Here is an 18,452-nt window from a genome sequence, read left to right as displayed (position 1 = left end):
TCAGAGGACATCATATGAGTGAAACGCCCAAGCCCCTTGCGGGCAAGACATTGTTCATCACTGGCGCAAGTCGCGGAATTGGTCTGGCTATTGCGTTGCGCGCTGCCGCCGATGGCGCAAACGTCGCAATTGCGGCCAAAACCGCCGAACCGCACCCCAAGCTGCCTGGCACGATCTACTCGGCAGCGGAGGCAATCGAGAGGGCCGGCGGCAAAGCGCTACCTCTCATCGTAGACGTGCGGGACGAAGAGCGGGTGAAGAAAGCCGTAGCCGAGACCGTCAAGCGTTTCGGTGGCATTGATGCCTGCATCAATAATGCCTCGGCCATCGACCTGTCCAAGACCGCGGACATCGAGCTGAAGCGTTTTGACCTAATCCAGCAGATCAATATGCGCGGGACATTCATCACCTCTCGCGCCTGCATTCCTTATCTGCGGAATAGTAGCAATCCGCATATTCTGGCGCTCTCGCCGCCGCTGGCAATGCGCGCCGATTGGTTCGCTCAGCACCTGCCCTACACCATGTCCAAATACGGCATGTCGATGGTGATGTTGGGGTTGGCCGAAGAGCTGCGCGAAGAGGGTATTGCCTGCAATGCTTTGTGGCCGCGGACAACGGTGGCGACAGCGGCAGTCGAGTTTGCTCTTGGCGGTGATGCCATGCTGCGACAATCGCGCACCCCCGAGATCATGGCAGATGCGGCCTATGCCATCCTTTGTCGCGATGCCCGCACCTTTACCGGAAACTTTGTGCTGGATGACAGCATCCTGTCGGAAGAGGGTGTGACCGACTTTGATTGCTATCGCAACGATCCAAACACCCCGCTTTTGCCTGACATTTTTGTCGATCCCCAGGACCCGCTTCCTTCGGGCTCTAGATATGGGGTCTCTATATGATCCGGCAATAGTGGGTTTCCCCTTCGGGGCGCACATATTCAGGAAGCCGTAGCGAACGCATGATAAACGGGACTCGCAGGAGATGAACCTGCGCCCGACAAAACAAAAGCAGTCAAAGCTGCTGAAGATCCACTCGGAGGAAAAACAATAATGTCTAAGATAACAATGCGTGCTGCTCGTTTACATGAGCGCGGTGGCCTGTTCCAGGTCGACGAAGTGCCTATGCCTGAAATCCGTGACACCGACGTGATTGTTCAGGTGAAAGCTGCGGGCGTGATTCCGAATTTACCAAATGTCATTCAGCATTTCGCCGAGTGGTTCCCGTTTCTGCCACTGGCAGACCTGCCTGCAGTCTATGGCTTGGACTCGACCGGCATTGTCGTAGCTGTCGGGGACCGAGTGCGTCAGGACATCAAGCCGGGCGATCGCGTCTATGTGAACCCTGGTCTGTCCTGTGGAAGCTGCAGGGCGTGCCGCGCCGGTGACGATGTGAATTGCACGGCGTACACCTTCATGGGCTACTTCGGCTTCGGCCCGGGGTCTGTGGAAATTTTCAAGGATTACCCCTATGGCGGTTTCGGCGAGTACCTGACCGCGCCGGCGCGCAATCTGGTCAAATTGCCGGATAACGTCAGCTATGAGGCCGCTGCGCGGTTTGGATATATTGGCACGGCCTATTCCGGCCTGCGCAAAGCCAACCTGCAAGCCGGTCAGACTGTGATGATCGACGGCGGCACCGGCACGCTGGGTGTTGGGGCAACGATCTGCGCACTCGCAATGGGGGCGGCCAAGATTTTCGCCACCGGCCGCAACAAGGAGCACCTCGCCCAACTCAAATCCATCGCGCCCGACCGTATTCAGACCTTGGTCATGGATGGCGGGGTAGTCGATGAGATCCTGCGGCAAACTCAAGGTTTCGGCGTCGATGTGATCATCCAGTGCCTGGGCGCCAATGCACCTGTGGATTCCGTAGCGGCCTCTATCAAGGCGCTGCGCCGTGGCGGCATCCACGTAAACACCGGTGGCATGGTCTTGCCCCTTCCCGTTGACTTGGTCGACCTGATGACCCGGCAGAAATCCATCCTTGGCTCGCTTTGGTTCACCACCGCTGAAGGCCAGGCAATGGCCGACATGGCCGGGGCGGGTGTTCTGAACCTGGATGTCTTCGAACATCAAAGTTTCCCGATCAACAAAGTCGATGAAGCCCTTGCCGCGCTCGAAGATCGGAACGGTGGTTTCACCAACATCGTTGTTGTGCATTAACGCCCTGCGAGGAGCAACCTGATGAACCTTCGCCGTGTTGTGACCGGGCATGATGAGGCCGGCAAAGCAATTTTCGTCTCGGATGGCGAGCCTCAAAATACCAACGTATTCAACCATTGTCCCCAAATGTTCACCGCAATGCTGTGGGAGACAGAACCTGGCAACACAGTGGGGAAACCCGTCACGGACCCCACTACGGCGACCACGTGCTGGGCGCCTCTCCCGGGAGGGACGAGGGTCGTATTGGCCGTATTCCCGCCCGACTCGGTGATGATGGACCCAGGGTTCGATCCTATGGCAGCGGGAGGTGAGCTCCTGGAGAAAATGCCTGGTTTCGGCGATACCTTCGAAATGGATGCCCCTGGCTTTCACAGGGTCGACGCTGTCGACTACGGGATTGTCCTCGACGGCGAGTTGATCTTGGAGCTGGATGACGGGAGCACCACCAAAGTCCGGAAACACGATTTCATCGTCCAGAATGGCACCCGCCATGCTTGGCGCAACCCAACGGACAAGCCGGTTCCGGTGCTCTTCGTTCTCGTGGGGGCAAAACGTGCTCCCTAATCGGAGCACGCGCGTTTTGGCCCTTTCCATGCGCCAAATTCCGTTACCTGACAGTAGAGCGCCGTAGCGCGGATCCATTTATCCCGTAGACGCTGCGGACGCGACATCGGCTCGGCCGGGAATACGTTGCCCTCAACACCGATCGGGACACACGTAACAAAGCGGCTATGAGCATTGCTCTGAGTAATGAAAGTTATGGACAAGTCCGAGAACACCCTCCGATCCGCCTTTGACGATCTCTTTCCTGGGCCCGTGGATAGAGTCGCGTTGACACCGGTTAGCACGCTGGCGCGTGCGGCCCGTGTGTTCCCGACTAAAACGGCCATTATTGACGGTAGTCGGCGTATTTCTTACGCCGAAATGAATAGGCGCTGCCGTCAACTGGCGGATGCACTGCGAAAGTCCAATATTGGCCCAGGCGACGTCGTGTCAATCATGGCACCCAATGTGCCCGCCATGGTCGAGGCGCATTTTGCCGTTCCTATGTCCGGGGCGGTTCTGAATACGATCAACACGCGCCTCGATACCAACGCCGTGCTTGCCATCCTGCGCCATGCAGAGGCGCGCGTGTTCTTCGTGGACGAGGAGTTCACCGCTGTTGCCGATGCCGTGCGCGCTGACGCCTCCCTCAATGTCATTGTCATCGACATAACAGAGGGAGATCACGCTGAGGGATATGAGGCGTTCCTGGCGAGTGGGAACTCTTTCGGTGATCTTCCCGAAATTGAGGACGAAGATGCACCGATTTCGTTGAATTATACCTCCGGGACGACTGGCAACCCCAAGGGGGTTGTCTATTCCCACCGGGGCGCGGCGCTGAATGCTTTGGGTAATGCCTTGTCGATGGGGCTGGGGCCGACCAGCACCTACCTCTGGACTCTGCCGCTGTTTCACTGCAACGGCTGGACGCATTGCTGGGCCATGGTCACTGTCGGCGGTACGCAAGTCTGTCTGCGCAAGACCGAACCGGCAATGGTCTTTGACCTGGTTGCAAGACATCGAGTGACCCATCTGGCCGCTGCACCAGTGGTCCTGTCGATGCTAATTCATGCGCCAGAGAGCGACCGCCGCAGGTTCGACCATATCGTACGGATTGCTACCGGAGGCGCGGCTCCGCCAAGCACAGTTATCAAGGCGATGGAGGATCTTGGCTTCGCCGTCACCCATCTTTATGGCCTTACCGAGACCTACGGTCCGAGCCTGATTTGCGAGCCACAGGAGGAGTGGGCCGATTTGCCACTACCAGACCGCGCACGCCTCATGGCGCGGCAGGGCGTGCCGCATCCTCTGGTCGGGGACGTTTCGGTGCGTGATCCCGACGACATTACACCCTTGCCTTGGGATGGCACGACCGTTGGCGAGATCATGGTGCGCGGCAATACGACGATGAAAGGCTACCTCAAGAATCCAGAGGCCACGGCCAAGGCCTTTGCCGGGAGCTGGTTTCGGACTGGCGACCTGGGTGTCACTCATCCTGATGGCTACATCGAGATCAAGGATCGGTCCAAGGACATCATCATCACCGGCGGTGAAAACGTCTCGAGCCTTGAGGTCGAAGAGGTGCTCTATCTCCACCCCGAGGTTATGGAGGCCGCGGTAGTAGCGCGCCCCGATTCGAAATGGGGCGAAACGCCGATGGCGTTTATCGCGTTGAAGCCGAACGCCACAAGGCCAGATCCCGAAGCCTTAACCATCTTTTGTAAGGAACGGTTGGCTGGGTTCAAAACACCGAAACATTTCGAGTTTGGTGATCTGCCCAAAACCCCCACTGGAAAAGTTCAAAAGAACGTCCTGCGCAAACGTGCGGCGGAATTAGTTAATAAGGATATTTCGAGTCGAAACAAACCTGGCGTCGCCGATTAAGAGGTTTGTACATTTATAAATTTCAAAGCCAGGAATTGACCGGAATAGGATCATTCTGACTTAGTTGAAATATCGCATCCCAACCAAAGCACCACTAAAACAACAATCAGAGGTGAAAAGCATGAACGTCAATCATTTGGCGAGCGGCTGCTGTGCTGCCTGTCTAACGATATTTGCTACTGACGCCGCCGCGATTAATGGACTTCAGCTTGGGGCCTACGGAAGCAAGGCGCACGGTATGGGGGGGGCATCTATCGCCCTTCCGCTGGATGCGATGGCTACAACCAATAACCCAGCTGGCTTGGGCTTTGTTGAGGACCGTATAGATATCGGAGCACAGATGTTGCTCACACATACCGATAGTAAGAACGGTCCTATAGATCTTCACGGTACGGGGGTCAGTGTCACTCCTGAATTTGGTTATAGCCATGCCATTGACGATCAATGGTCTATCGGTATCTCCAACATGTCCAACGGTGCCGGTTTCGGTTATGACAATAACCTTGCCACCGGAGGGTCGGACGGCACAGAAGGCACTGCGATTGTTCAGGTTATTTTGCCGACAGTAACCTACAAACCAAGGCCGAATCTGTCGATTGGCTTCTCACTGGCCCCGGCGTTCTCGGCCCTGGAGCTCAAAAATTTTCCAGGAGTGACGCACAAGGGTCATGAATACGCAACCGGGCTTGGTTGGCGCACCGGTGTTCTGTGGCGTGCCGACGATATTTGGTCGTTCGGCGCAATGTATGGGTCAAAAATCAAAATGAGTTCCTTTGACGGTTACGATAAGGAAGTCCTATCTGGAACAGATGGTGCGCTGGATGTGCCGGAGCAGTACGGGGTCGGTGTTGCGGTTAAGTTAACCCCGAAGCTTACGCTTGCGGCGGATTATCTTCGGATCCGCTGGGGAGATACGCAATTCTCACCCCTGTTTGGATGGGAGGATCAGGATGTCCGGCGGATCGGTCTGAACTATGTCTTGAGCGACAGCTGGACAGTCCGTACCGGTGCAAGCTATGCGCCGCGCACGTTTGATTCTGATAAGACGGCCAATAATCTGCTGTTGGTTGCGATCAATTCGAAAGCAGTTACGTTTGGTGCAACCAAAAAACTTTCCAGTGGTAATGAGCTTACTTTCGGCCTGGAATATACATTTGGATCGCCTGCAGTGGGGTCAGGACCAAGTGCGGGTACTGAAATCGATACGGATTTGGTTTTGCTATCAGTCGGATATGGATTTTAGTTATAGGGCGAAAGGTAGAACCAGTCCGCTGAGCTTTCTAGTTAAGCTGATGATTTTCGCCAGCTCCGGCAGGCGCAGTTATATCCGCCAAGTCGTGCTTCCAAGAGCTGTCGGAAAACACTGAAAAGTTGGTCGCGCTTTTCGCCTTGTCGAGTCTGTGAATGTTGCCCGGTAAATGCAGGAGATGCGAAGAATGGCTTCCGCGAGGTACCTGCAATGGATGGCATACATGGATTAAGCGGCTGTTTTAATCGCCTCGTTATTTAAAACTCCCACAGCGAGGCGGCTTGGAAGCACCGGGATAATTCAGACCCTCCATAGATGGGGCAACAGTATTTATGACCGACCGACGTTGGTGCACACGGGAGAGCATTCAATGAACAAGCGGGAAGTGGTGGTACTGAGCTGCGTCCGCACGGCTATCGGTACCCTTGGCGGCAGCCTCAAAGAGCACGCACCGAGCGATTTGGCAGGTCTAGTGGTGCGCGAGGCGGTCGCTCGCGCAGGTGTCGCACCGGATAAAGTGGGGCGCTGCGTATTTGGCCATGTTATCTACGCCGAGCCATCTGATGCATATATGGCCCGAGTAGCCGCGCTAAAGGGTGGATTGTCAAAGGTGACTCCCGCTGTCACGGTGAATCGCCTGTGCGGCAGTGGTCTGCAGGCGGTGGTCAACGCTGCACAGCAAATAGAGATCGGAGTTTGCGACAGTGCGGTGGCTGGTGGTGCCGAAAATATGAATCGTGAGCCCTGCTGGGTACACAACGCTCATTTCGGTTACCGCATGGGAGATGGCCAACTTGTCGATGCTATGTCGTCGGTGCTGCACCGCCCGTTCGAAAAAGTGCATATGGGGATGACGGCCGAAAACATCCCCGAAACGTGGAAAATAAGCCCCGAAGAGCAGGATCAAGCTGCAATCGAGAGCCACAATCGCGCCAAGCGCGCCATCGAACAGGGGTTTTTCAAAGAGCAGATCGTCCCGGTAGAACTTAAGTCAAGCAAGGGCGTGATTCTGTTCGATACAGATGAACAAGTACGTCGTAACTTTACAGTTGAAGGCATGGCTGCGCTCAACCCGGTAGTCAAACGGGATGGTGTAGCTAACGCCGGTAACGTCTCCGGTCCCAACGATGCAGCTGCGGCGTTGATGTTGATGGAGCGGGCGGCGGCCGAGGCGCAAGGGCTCAAGCCCATGGCGCGACTGGTGGGTTATAGCTTCGCGGGAATGGACCCCAAGTACATCGGCATCGGTTCGGTACCGGCTATCCGGCAGTTGCTGGAAAACACCAATTTGACGGTGAGCGATATTGACCTGTGGGAGATCCATGAGGCGTTTGCCGCTCAGGCGTTGGCGGTAGCCAAGGAATTGAATATTCCCCGCGACAAGCTCAACCCCAACGGCAGCGGCATTTCACTTGGTCACCCGGTCGGCGCCACGGGCGCAGTGATTACCGTGAAGGCATTGTATGAACTGGCGCGCGTTGAGGGGCGCCACGCAGTGGTCAGCCTCTGTATAGGTGGCGGTCAAGGTATCGCCGCGTTGTTCGAGCGCCTATAAACCTTTTCCCTTCAAGGTAGAGCCAGGATTGGCATTCGGGCCCGCAGTAGTGAACTGCAGCGGGCCGATGGGCTGCATCAGATTATCGGGAGTTGAATATGGTCTTTAACGGAGTCAGTCTGCAACTGACGATCGACGGCGGTATCGCCGAATTGCGTTTCGATCGTCGCGATAGCCCAGTAAACAAACTGGACCACGCCACTCTTCATGAGTTGCACGAGGCACTCGAGCAGTTGCAGTTGGAGCCAGGTGTGCGCGGACTGCTGATTACCAGTGGTAAGCGGGACTTTATTGTCGGTGCCGATATCACCGAGTTTTCCGCTCTATTTGGTCTCAATGATTCCGACCTCAAAGCAAGCCTGTGTCAGACACATGCGCTTTTCAACCAACTTGAAACCCTACCGTACGCCACGGTGGCTGTGGTCAATGGCCTGGCCTTGGGCGGGGGCATGGAGCTGGCTCTAGCCTGTGACTACCGGGTGTTGGCCGAGGATGCGCGCGTCGGGTTTCCCGAGGTGAATCTGGGTATCTATCCGGGTTGGGGGGGCACAGTTCGCCTGTCTCGCCTCGCCGGCGTCGGTACCTCGCTTGAGTGGATTTTGTCGGGACGCCCGCAGCGCGCAGGTGCTGCATTGGAGGCCGGCATTGTGCATCAAGTGATTCCCCCTAGCGAGCTGGCTCCGAGGGCGCGGGCGTTCCTTCAGCAGCAGATCGCTGCCGATACGGACTTCCGGTCCGAGCGGCAGCGCAAGTGGCAATCGTTGACACTGGACGATCACGCGCAGAAGCAGCTTTTTGATGCTGGCAAGCAGATCGACCGTAAGTACGGGGCTAACTATCCGGCGCCGCACGCCGTGCTGAAACTAATCGGCGGGCACGCGGTGCTGCCCTTCACTCAGGCACTCGAATGCGAAGTTGATGCGCTCCCGAGGATTGCCAAGGGGCCGGTCGCCAAGTGCCTGATTGGGCTCTTTCTCAACGATCAGTTGGTTAAGCGCAAAGCCAAAATCGCTGCTGCCAAGGCTTGTCCGCTGGCTCAGACGGCGGTGTTGGGGGCCGGCATTATGGGCGGCGGAATTGCCTACCAATCGGCCAGCACGGGCACGCCGATCCTAATGAAGGATATCAACGAGGATGCGCTGGATTTGGGAATGCGTGTGGCCGACAAGTTGCTGTCCCAACAGGTCGAGCGTGGTCGTCTCTCTGTTAGCCAGCGAGCGGCGGTGCTGGAGGCCATCGTACCAACGCTGGATTACGACGGCTTCGGGGAGATCGACCTGGTGGTTGAGGCTGTCGTTGAGAACCCCAAGATCAAGGCCAAAGTCTTGGCCGAGGTCGAGCAGAGTGCTCCCAATGCAGTAATTGCCTCTAATACGTCGTCGATCTCCATTAGCCACTTGGCCGAGTCCCTGCAGCGGCCGGAGAACTTTTGCGGCATGCACTTCTTTAACCCGGTTCATGCCATGCCGCTGGTGGAGGTGATCCGGGGTGAGCGTAGTTCCGAAGAGGCGGTCGCCACCACCGTGGCCTACGCGATCTCTATGGGCAAAACTCCGATTGTAGTCAATGACTGCCCCGGGTTTTTGGTCAACCGCATTCTGTTCCCTTACTTCAATGCCTTTAACCGCTTGCTGAAGCACGGCGTCGATTACCAGCGTATCGACAGGGTGATGGAATCTTTCGGCTGGCCGATGGGGCCGGCGTTCCTGGCCGACGTGGTGGGCCTGGACACCCTGGTTCACGCCGACGCGGTTATGGTGGACGGCTTCCCGGAACGTATGGGCCACGACGGCGAGACCGTGGCCGAGGCACTGGTACGTAATGGACGGCTGGGGCAGAAGAACGGTTTCGGTTTCTACCGATATGGTGTTGACAGCCAAGGCAAACGATCCAAAGAGGCGGAAAACGACGTCTACGACCTGATCGAATCCATGAGCACCGCCTGCCTGGCGGTCAGCGACTCTGAGATTGTCGAGCGGATGATGATCCCGCTATGCCTGGAAGCAGTGCGTTGTCTGGACGAGGGTATCGCCGATAGTGCTGCCGAGGTGGATATGGGGTTGGTGCTGGGTCTTGGGTTCCCTCGCTTCCGCGGCGGTCCGCTGCGCTATGTCGATACCCTTGGGGTCGGAGTGTTCTGCTCGCTGGTGGAAAAGCACTACGCACAGGGCCCCCTGTACAGCCTGACCGATGGTCTGGTTCAGCGCCGTACTAGCCAACAGACCTTCTTTAAGTAGCAACAGACGTCGTTAAGCCGCGGGTTATCCCTACCCGCTCTTTAGGTTCTTCACGGATTACCGGGACAGCGACTTCCTCTTCATGAAATTAAAAGCCGCTTCCCCCGGAAATCCGCGAAGAACCGTTTTTATGACCAGAGCAAGAAGAATAGTCATGCCCCTTATCCCACTTCTCCCGGGCGTGGGCCGCGCCTGCTGACCCGTTCGTCCACATTGCGCTCTTACACCTGGGCTAGGCGCATGCCACGGATACGTCACTTCAGGAGGTCACCATGCTCGCTCGTCTGCTCGGCCACCTTTCGGTGGGCGCCAAGCTATCCGTCGGCATTGGCTTAGTATTGCTGTCGACCCTCGCGGTCGTCCTCACCGCCTTTCAGGCCCTGCATAGTCTGGAGGAGCGCGGCGCCACCATTCGCGACTTCGGTATCGCCCTGACGTTGATGCTGCGAGCCCGCGAATCGGAAAAGGCTTTCGGCCTGGAACTGGATCCCGCCTCCGCCCAACAGGTTGCCGGTTTCATTGAGCAACTCGGTGCTTTGCTCCGGCATCACGCATACCTTCCTGAATCGGTTGAAGCGGACAAGGCTGCCACCGTCTATTTAAGTCAGTTTCAGCACTACAGCCGGGCCAAGAGCGAGGAGCGTGATGCACGTATCCGCATGCAAGAGCTGGCACAGAGCCTCGGCGAACGTTTCACTGCCGTGCTACTCGACCAATTGGACTCGCAAAATGCCCTCGCTGAGCAGGGCCAAGCGGCCAGCCAGGAGCGTCTGACCCTGCTGCGGCAAACCTCGATGCTGCGCGACAAGCTCGAGGTCCTGCGCGACAGCGAGCTGCACTTTGCCCACGAAGGTGGCCGTCGCTCCCGCGACGAGTGGGAATCGCACATGACCGAGCTGCTCACCTACATGGACAGCCTTGCCCGCCAGCTCGACGGCAGCGAGCAGGAATCGCTGCGCCAGGCCAACGAGGCCTTGACTGACTACCGTGGCGCCTTCACCCGTTTTGTCGCCAGCCGGGACCAGGCCGGTGCCAGCCAGGTGGCCATGGGGCAGGCCTCGGACAAGGTCGGCCAGCAACTGGCTGCGGTGGCAGCCAACCAAGAGCAGGCCTGGCAACTGACCAGCCGGCAGGTGACGCAGTTACTCGGACTGACCCTAGGCGTCTCGCTGGTCCTCGGCATTGGCGGGGCCCTGCTCATTCGCCACCTGATCCTGCATCCCTTGCGCCAGGCGTTAGCCCTGACCCGGCGGGTGGCAGCCGGTGATCTCAGCGCCCAGATCGAGGCCGATGGTCGACGCGACGAACTGGGTCAGCTGCTGGCCAGTGTTGTCGCCATGCTGGACAGCCTGCGAGCCTTGGTCGGCCGGATCGGCCAGGACATCGGTCGGCTCAACCACACCGCCGAAGGTGTGGTGACGGTGGCCGTCCGCACTCGCCAAGGCGTCGAGTTGCAGTACGCAGAAACCGAGCAGGCGGCTACCGCGCTGCAACAAATGACCGCCACTGCCCAGGAAGTGGCACGCAATGCCAGCGAAACCTGCGAGGCTGTTCTGCAGGCCAATCAGGAGGCGCGCCGAGGTGACGAGTTGGTGCGCCAGGCCAGTGATCGGATCGACCGGCTGGACCGCGAAATGCACGGCTGCAGCGAGGCGATGGCCCGTCTTCTTCGGGAAAGCGACGCCGTGGGAAGGGTGCTCGACGTGATCGACAGTCTGGCCGAGCAGACCAACCTATTGGCGCTAAATGCCGCCATCGAGGCGGCTCGCGCTGGCGATCACGGCCGCGGCTTTGCCGTGGTGGCGGAAGAGGTACGGGGTCTGGCCCATCGCACTCAGGCCTCGACAGACGAGATCGCCGCCATTGTCGAACAGCTGAGAGCGGTCAGCGTTGAAGCGTCGGAGCGCCTGCAGGGCAGCCGGGAACTGACTCGGGCTAGTGTTTCGCTGACCGCCGAAGCCTCGCAAGCGCTACAGGCGATCAGCCGGGCTGTGTCGATCGTGGAGCAGATGAGCCTGCAGATTGCCACGGCAGCCGAGCAGCAGAGTGTCGTGGCCGAACAGGTTGGTTTGAGCATGGAGCGGGTTCGCGCCATCGCCGAAGAGAGCAATGCGGCCAGTGGAGAACTGGACGGCTCGGTGCGCCAACTGGAACTGGTCGGCGGCACACTGAACGATGCGGTTGCCGGGTTCCGCACCTGAGCTCGACATCTGCGGTGTGATGAATGAACCACTGAACTTCGAAAGCCACTATGCCGGCCTGACCGGCTACGAAGAAGTCACTCTTGATCTGGTGGATGCTTTCTTGAGCAAGGCGGCAAGTTTGCTGCGCAACTGCATGTGTGGAGCAGCAAGGACACAGAAATGACAGTTGAAAAAATAGAAATTGATACGCTTGTCGTTGGCGCTGGCCAGGCTGGTGTGGCGATGAGTGAACACCTCAGTCAGCTCGGCGTGCCCCATCTGGTTCTGGAGCGCAATCGTATCGCCGAAGCCTGGCGCACGGGACGCTGGGATTCACTGGTTGCCAATGGTCCGGCCTGGCACGATCGCTTCCCGGGTCTGGAATTCGGCCTCGATCCCGACGCCTTCGCCCCGAAAGACCAGATTGCGGCTTATTTCGAAGCCTATGCCAGGAAGTTCAATGCCCCCATCCGCACCGGCGTGGAAGTGAAGAAGGTGGTCCGCAATGCCGACCGGCCGGGCTTCACAATTGAAACGTCCGCGGGCGTGCTCCAGGCCAATCGCGTGGTTGCTGCAACCGGACCGTTTCAGCACCCGGTTATCCCGTTGATTGCGCCGAAGGACGAGAAGCTCACGCAGATCCACTCAGCCGCGTACCGTAATCCACAGCAACTGCCTGAGGGGGCCGTGCTGGTAGTGGGCGCCGGATCCTCGGGGGTGCAGATCGCGGATGAGCTACAGCGTGCTGGCAAGAAGGTCTACCTCTCAGTCGGACCGCACGATCGTCCTCCCCGCGCCTACCGCAACCGTGATTTTTGCTGGTGGCTGGGTGTTCTGGGCGAATGGGAGGCGGAGGTCGCTAGGCCGGGCAAGGAGCGCGTCACCATTGCCGTAAGCGGTGCCCGTGGTGGCCATACGGTTGACTTCCGGAACCTTGCCCGCCAAGGGATGACGCTCGTTGGATGGACAAAATTGTTCAATGACGGTGTGGTGGCCTTCAAACCGGATCTTGCAGAGAATATCGCTGGTGGCGACAGAAACTACCTAGCGCTGCTGAATGCCGCTGATGCCTACATTGCCCGCAACAGTCTCGAGCTACCGGAAGAGCCTGAAGCCCGCATTACCCTCCCGGATCCGGAATGTGTGACCAATCCCATTCTCGAGCTCGATATGATCGAGGCCGGCATTACCACGATCATCTGGGCAACTGGATATGCGGTTGATTACCGCTGGCTGAAGGTCAACGCCTTCGACGGGAATGGCAAGCCGCAGCATCAGCGCGGCGTTTCGAGCGTGCCTGGCGTTTATTTCTTAGGCCTGCCGTGGCTGTCGCGTCGTGATTCGACCTTCATCGGGGGAGTCTGGCGGGACGCCAAGTACATTGCTGACCATATCTCTATGCAGCGTAAGTACCTCGCCTATCGCGATACCTCGCAGCGTCGATCAGAAGCTTGGTCGCAAGCGTAAACCGCATGCAGCACGCTGTTCACCATGCTCAACCGGCAGAACAGTGCCTTCCTTCGGTTCGGGGTAGATGTGCTCAATGATCGACGCGATCAGTCGTTCTTCCGCAGGTGAGAACTTCACGGGGTGCATCGGCAATTCATGCATTGCCGCTTTTCGCGCTGGAGTCGCCCGAGGCCAGTGCCTCAATGGCATCAATGATTTGGTCGTAACTCATCGCTCCTTTCCATCCCAAGCTCATCGACTTTTCCCTTGAACTTTCATTCGGCCTCATCGGACCGGTGACTGGGGCTCAGCTCATCGCTGATCAGCATTGCAGAAGCTTGGGTGACGATAGATTTTCGTAAAAAACCTAGAAAAGCGCCAACAACTGATGGTGATAGCGCTGTGAAAAACTGACGTGGTAGGTCGATGTGGAGTCCGAACTGCCCAACGAAAAGTCCGGTGCAGCACCCGTACGCAGTGGAGGCTCAGCGTCATTGTATTGCGGGCTTCCCAGGTGAAAACTGACAACTGTTTCATCTGCGGCCTCACCAGTGACCACAGCAGTCGTATGCACACGGCTCAAAAGGGCTAGATCCTCCGGCAAATCATCGGCCACGCGCTGGGAGAATCCCTCGAGTGTTGACTCTGCCAAAACAAATAACCAAGCCTGATCATCACATGTGCTCGTCCGCCTTAGGACACGCCCCAATACCTGCCGATAGTGCAGCTCCGTGCGAATGCGGCTGAGGTAGCAACAAACTTGCAATCGAGGAATGTCCGTCCCTTCGCTGATCATCCCTACCGCGACGATCCAGCGGGAGTTGCCGCTCCGGAACTCGTTTATCAGATGCTGGGCACGTGTATCTCTGTTGGTAACAATGCGGCAAGACTCCCCCTTGGCTTCAAGGGCCAAGGCCACCTGGTGGGCGTGCTCGACGTCGGTGGCAACTACTAGGCCGGCCGCATCCGGTTTGATCGCCCGGAGCTCATCGAGCTTTGCGGTCCCCAGGGCCAGCATTTGATTGATCATGTCGGGATGGCGAAGGAGCTCCTCGTACGAGACCGGCGACTCACTCAGAAGCTGGTCGATACTAGGAAAGAGTCTGACCGAGCTGTCATTTTCTAGCTCTTCTGTCAGCTTCACCGCGTGGTTATCCAGCAGCACGATTCGAGGCGAGCGGCAGACATTGTCCGCAATGGCCTCTTCCAGCCCATATCGATAATCACAGATCAAGCGGCCCTCAGGCGCTGAGTAACGAGCCAGCGCAATGCCCTTGTCGTCGGAACGCCACGGAGTGCCCGAGAGCGCCAAGGTAAAAGCTGCACGATCCTGTATTTTCTGGATGATCTGCTGCCCCCAGGCATTGCTCAGCAGTGGATCATGGCCGGCGCAATGGTGAATCTCATCGAAAACAGCTAACACCCGATAGTCGTCCAAGAGCGCCCAGAACGCCTCGGCCTGATACTCCATCGCCTGATAAGTGCAAGCGTCACCAATGGCGCCGATCAAGCCATCAAGTCGCTTGCCTAACACCCTAGAGAAGGTGGACCGGAACCCATCGACGACTTGGCAGGAAGGGGCAAAACAGAGCACCAGATCAATCTCGCCTTGTTGGAGCAAGCAGCTGGCCAGTTCTGCTGCCATCCACGTCTTTCCAGCGCCGGGTGTCGCTTGGCAGAAGAAGTGCGGTGTCGTGACGTAGTGCTCCAGCGCCGTCTTAATGCATCGACGCTGCCAGTCTCTCAATGAGGCCTTCATTGCTTTGGAGCAAATGTCTTGAGCGTCTTCTCGACTGCGCGAAGATGCCCCAGCAGGCGAGAGCTGCGGTCCCGTGCGTCAAGATAGTCACCCTCGACCCGGTCCCTGAGGTGCGGCATTTCATCGAGGAGTTGCTTGTAGCGCTCTGTTTCGCCCATCGAAGTCAGAAAGTCGAGCCGTATCTCCTTTAGCAGCGATTCTAGATGCTCCAAGACATCGATCTCCGAGGTTGGTGGAGCCCCATGAGTAATGTCCTGAGCCTGCTGCAGCAACGGATCGCACTGGGGCGTGGGACTGCTCTTGAACCCGTTATCGACGAGTTCGAGATTCAGGCCTTCTGGGATTGGGCACAGGTGATAGACCTGTCCCCGCTTGCGACGCTCAGCGTCCTGAGTGATCCAGCCAACTCGCAGCATGCGCCGGATCTGCTCATACACGTACCGCCGTAACTCACTGAGGCTGAAGCTCGTTCCCACAAGGCATTCGGCATAGGCATCGCGCAAGTCACGGGTTGTAAATTGCAAGTATCTCTCCTGCTGCAGCAGCTCGTACAGCCGCCTGTCGAAGATGAGCGAATCCGATTTCATGCGGGTACCTGGAGCGGGTGTCGCGGAGCAGCTAAAAATACGGATTATAGTCCGTGGCCGATGCGTCCGCAAACACAGGATATTGCCGCCTCAAGGGAACCGAGGCGGCCATGGGTCAGCTTGCGAACGCGTTGGGCAAGAACATCCGAGCACAGAGGAAGGCCAAGGGGCTTTCTCAGGATGCCTTGGCGTTGTCCTGCAAAATCGACCGAAGCTACATGGGACGCATTGAGCGCGGTGAGGTAAACCTCACCGTAGAGAAGTTGTATTCCATAGCTGGTGTTCTGCAGTGCGAGCCAGGAGCTCTGCTGCCCCCAATATCCATTGGCCTCGATTGATGGCTGGGCAGGGGTTCAAGAGAGGCTCAGCCTAGTGTGGTGAGTCAAAACTTCTATTCATAACTATGCTCACATGCAGGCGATCTGAATGGCTATGTCTGCGTTAGTTGGGCATTACCGTGAGGTAATGCTCCTTTTTTGTACTTGGCAATGCGTTCGACTTTTCCGAAGTAGAATTATGAATGACTTGAGTTCAGCAATTGACCCGTCGCTACCGTTAGTCCACACCTGCCGGAGAGTAGGTAGCCATAGTCGAAGCCAAGCGAGAAAAATACGGCCAAAGTACTGAACGCTTCGCTTTGGGCAGTCAACCGTTCCATCCGCGATCCGGTTTGAAACGCCAATGTGCGGCCTTGGCAATGAAGTGATACTGGTTATCCCTCTCGACCTAGTGCATTTCCCGGGCACATTCGACGCCACGCACGCGAAGGCCCTTTTATATCGAGCGCGTTAGGTTTCTAGGGCGTAGAAGTCGCCACGACAACGAACATTTTCTATTTCGACAGAAAAGATTAAGTCAGTCGCTCATCTCCTCCTGCTTGCCGATCATGGAGTCCACCTCATGCGCGGCTTACGGCGCGTACGTGGCGAGGCCCTCCTCTAACGTCTAAGACAGGAGCTTTCCATGCACTACCTTCAGATCAACCGGAAAATCTCCAAGGCCAACCGTCCAGGCGCTGCTGCGGTGTATGCAAAGTACAAGCAACCGCTCCTCACCCCAGATTAACGGCGTCTACTCCAAGGAGCTGCTGATTCGGGAAGATGACGTTCAAGTCCTACACGGCTCCAGCTACATGCTTGGTGTCGAGATCGTCGTTGACGGAGGCAGGGCCGAGCTGTGATTCAAGAGCGCCTCAATTCTGACCTCAACACGCGAGCCATCATGCATGGCGCCGACTTGCCCTGGATTCCCAGCCCGCAGACTGGCGTAGAGCGACGCCCTCTATACCGAGTGGGCGGTGAGCAGGCCAGAGCTACGAGCTTGGTGCGCTACGCGCCAGGCAGCTCTTTCAGCGCGCACATTCATTCAGGAGGTGAAGAGTTTTTGGTGTTGCAGGGTGTGTTCGAGGACGAACACGGAAGTTATCCAGTTGGCACTTATGTGCGCAATCCACCTGGAAGCCGTCACTCTCCAGCGGCAGGTATCGGCTGCATGATCTTCGTGAGGTTGCGGCAGTTCCGTATCCACGACCAAGAACATTTGATCACTCATCTACAAGCTCAAGGCAATCAGGTGCTCTTCGAGAGCGAGCACGAGCGGGTGTGGGTGCAGGACATGCCTCCGAGCAGTTATCGAAAACTAGCCAATCTGCGAGGCCTGGAGATCTTCGTTCTCGAAGGTGAGCTGACGTTTGATGATCAACCTTTGAAGCATTTGGACTGGATACGCCTTCCCGCTGGTGATCCCTTCGAAGTCAAGGCAGGCAAAGATGGAACTCGTCTGTGGGTCAAGGACGCCTGTCACGACTTAGGTTTCTGATGTAGTTTTGCTCGCCTCGATAAGCACCCAGTCACGAAAGGCCTGCACCTTGGGTAGCTCGCCGCATTCCGGCCGATACACGACGTAATAGGCTTGGGTCAGCGGGCAATCTAAGCCCCTGTCTGCGAAGGGTCGGATCAATCGACCAGCATCCAGATCATCCTTGACCATGATGCTGCGCGCTAAGGCCAACCCCTGCCCCTCTGTCGCTGCTTGCAGCACCGCCGCCGAGTTGTTGATGCGAAGGCCATGGTCGGTCTTCACGTGACTATAGCCCGCGGCGTCCAGCCACATTCGCCAGGTTGGGTAATCGGCGTAGCCGGCCATCGACAGATCATGGATCAAGGTACAACGCGGCAGTACCTCGGGCGGCAGGCTGCCATCCTGCAACAGCGCATAGTTGGGAGCGCAGACCGGGAACATGATCTCGTCCATCAGGCGAATGGCGCTCAGGCCGGGCCATTTGCCGGCGCCGTAACGCACGCCGACATCAATGCGTTCGGCCTGAAAATCCACTGAGCGTGAGTTAGTGTCCAGCAGCACGTCCAAATCCGGATAGGCCTGCTGAAAACGCTCGATGCGCGGCAGCAGCCACTTCGAAGCGAAGGCTGGGCTGACGGTGATCGTCAGTTCGGCATGCACGCCGGCGTCTTTCAGTCGCGCTACCCCTAGGCTCAGCCGTTCGAAACCCTCGCGTATATCGGGCAGCGCGGCCCGCGCCGCGTCCGTTAGCAGCAGGCGGGCTGAGCCGCTGGCGGCGCGAGTAAATAGCGCGATGCCGAGCCACGACTCTAGGTTACGCACCTGTTGCCCCACAGCCGCAGGGGTAACGTTCAGTTCAACGGCGGCGGCAGAAAAGCTCTGGTGCCGCGCCGCAGCTTCGAAGGCGCGGAGGGCATTGAGGTAGGCAGGTGTTTTCATTGAAAGAATTTCTATCTCGTGAGGCAAAATCTTATGCGTTGTTGGCAGTGGTGGCCGAATCAACAATGCGCACCAGGCCGGCAGTAATATATCCAGAAGATAGCAGAT

Annotated in this window: 15 protein-coding genes; 12 read left to right on the top strand and 3 right to left on the bottom strand. The window is 57.7% G+C overall.

The features are described 5' to 3' along the window. Nucleotides 1-14 precede the first annotated feature (14 nt). The 10 genes from ACFW0H_RS21725 (at nt 15) to ACFW0H_RS21675 (ending at nt 13,277) form a co-directional block, all read left to right on the top strand. Nucleotides 15-896, top strand: a complete 882-nt coding sequence (locus tag ACFW0H_RS21725) for an SDR family oxidoreductase (protein ID WP_422915923.1) — start codon at nt 15-17, stop codon at nt 894-896. A gap of 150 nt (nt 897-1,046) precedes the next feature. After that, nucleotides 1,047-2,159, top strand: coding sequence for an alcohol dehydrogenase catalytic domain-containing protein (locus ACFW0H_RS21720; RefSeq protein ID WP_422915922.1), 1,113 nt, complete (start codon nt 1,047-1,049; stop codon nt 2,157-2,159). A gap of 21 nt (nt 2,160-2,180) precedes the next feature. Continuing rightward, nucleotides 2,181-2,723: a cupin domain-containing protein gene (locus ACFW0H_RS21715; protein WP_422915921.1), complete on the top strand. Its 543-nt coding sequence runs from the start codon at nt 2,181-2,183 to the stop codon at nt 2,721-2,723. 195 nt (nt 2,724-2,918) lie between these two features. Beyond that, nucleotides 2,919-4,586: a long-chain-fatty-acid--CoA ligase gene (locus ACFW0H_RS21710; protein WP_422915920.1), complete on the top strand. Its 1,668-nt coding sequence runs from the start codon at nt 2,919-2,921 to the stop codon at nt 4,584-4,586. Nucleotides 4,587-4,707: 121 nt separating this feature from the next. Further along, on the top strand, nt 4,708-5,829 hold the full coding sequence (locus tag ACFW0H_RS21705) for an OmpP1/FadL family transporter (protein ID WP_422915919.1): 1,122 nt from the start codon (nt 4,708-4,710) through the stop codon (nt 5,827-5,829). A gap of 376 nt (nt 5,830-6,205) precedes the next feature. Continuing rightward, entirely contained in the window at nt 6,206-7,390 is a 1,185-nt protein-coding gene (gene bktB / locus ACFW0H_RS21700) for a beta-ketothiolase BktB (RefSeq protein ID WP_422915918.1), read from the top strand. Nucleotides 7,391-7,488: 98 nt separating this feature from the next. Next, nucleotides 7,489-9,627, top strand: coding sequence for a fatty acid oxidation complex subunit alpha FadB (gene fadB / locus ACFW0H_RS21695; protein ID WP_422915917.1), 2,139 nt, complete (start codon nt 7,489-7,491; stop codon nt 9,625-9,627). 272 nt (nt 9,628-9,899) lie between these two features. Continuing rightward, nucleotides 9,900-11,828: a methyl-accepting chemotaxis protein gene (locus ACFW0H_RS30175; protein ID WP_459077326.1), complete on the top strand. Its 1,929-nt coding sequence runs from the start codon at nt 9,900-9,902 to the stop codon at nt 11,826-11,828. Nucleotides 11,829-11,847: 19 nt separating this feature from the next. Beyond that, nucleotides 11,848-11,994, top strand: coding sequence for a hypothetical protein (locus tag ACFW0H_RS21680; RefSeq protein WP_422915916.1), 147 nt, complete (start codon nt 11,848-11,850; stop codon nt 11,992-11,994). Beyond that, nucleotides 11,991-13,277 carry a flavin-containing monooxygenase gene (locus ACFW0H_RS21675; RefSeq protein ID WP_422915915.1) on the top strand — a complete coding sequence of 429 codons (1,287 nt, stop codon included), beginning with the start codon at nt 11,991-11,993 and terminating at the stop codon, nt 13,275-13,277. Before ACFW0H_RS21680 ends, ACFW0H_RS21675 begins: the two co-directional genes overlap by 4 nt. A gap of 349 nt (nt 13,278-13,626) precedes the next feature. Here ACFW0H_RS21675 and ACFW0H_RS21670 read toward each other — a convergent pair whose 3' ends face one another. Both ACFW0H_RS21670 and ACFW0H_RS21665 read right to left on the bottom strand, forming a co-directional pair. Then, on the bottom strand, nt 13,627-15,018 hold the full coding sequence (locus tag ACFW0H_RS21670) for a DEAD/DEAH box helicase (RefSeq protein ID WP_422915914.1): 1,392 nt from the start codon (nt 15,016-15,018) through the stop codon (nt 13,627-13,629). Then, complete coding sequence (locus ACFW0H_RS21665) at nt 15,015-15,605, bottom strand: hypothetical protein (RefSeq protein ID WP_422915913.1); 591 nt, start codon at nt 15,603-15,605, stop codon at nt 15,015-15,017. Before ACFW0H_RS21665 ends, ACFW0H_RS21670 begins: the two co-directional genes overlap by 4 nt. Before the next feature lie 110 nt (nt 15,606-15,715). Between ACFW0H_RS21665 and ACFW0H_RS21660 the strand changes: the two genes are divergently transcribed. Further along, nucleotides 15,716-15,943 carry a helix-turn-helix domain-containing protein gene (locus ACFW0H_RS21660; protein WP_422915969.1) on the top strand — a complete coding sequence of 76 codons (228 nt, stop codon included), beginning with the start codon at nt 15,716-15,718 and terminating at the stop codon, nt 15,941-15,943. A gap of 883 nt (nt 15,944-16,826) precedes the next feature. Then, entirely contained in the window at nt 16,827-17,423 is a 597-nt protein-coding gene (locus tag ACFW0H_RS21655) for a cupin domain-containing protein (protein WP_422915912.1), read from the top strand. Here the strand turns inward: ACFW0H_RS21655 and gcvA are convergent. Next, nucleotides 17,412-18,344, bottom strand: coding sequence for a transcriptional regulator GcvA (gcvA, locus tag ACFW0H_RS21650; RefSeq protein WP_422915968.1), 933 nt, complete (start codon nt 18,342-18,344; stop codon nt 17,412-17,414). The two genes, ACFW0H_RS21655 and gcvA, sit on opposite strands and share 12 nt — an antisense overlap. Nucleotides 18,345-18,452 lie beyond the last annotated feature (108 nt).

The sequence above is a fragment of the Metapseudomonas cellulosilytica genome (assembly GCF_049334135.1).
Taxonomy (GTDB): Bacteria; Pseudomonadota; Gammaproteobacteria; order Pseudomonadales; family Pseudomonadaceae; genus Metapseudomonas.
The sequence above is the reverse complement of the archived record's forward strand: the minus strand, read 5'-3'. Positions and strand labels throughout refer to the sequence as shown.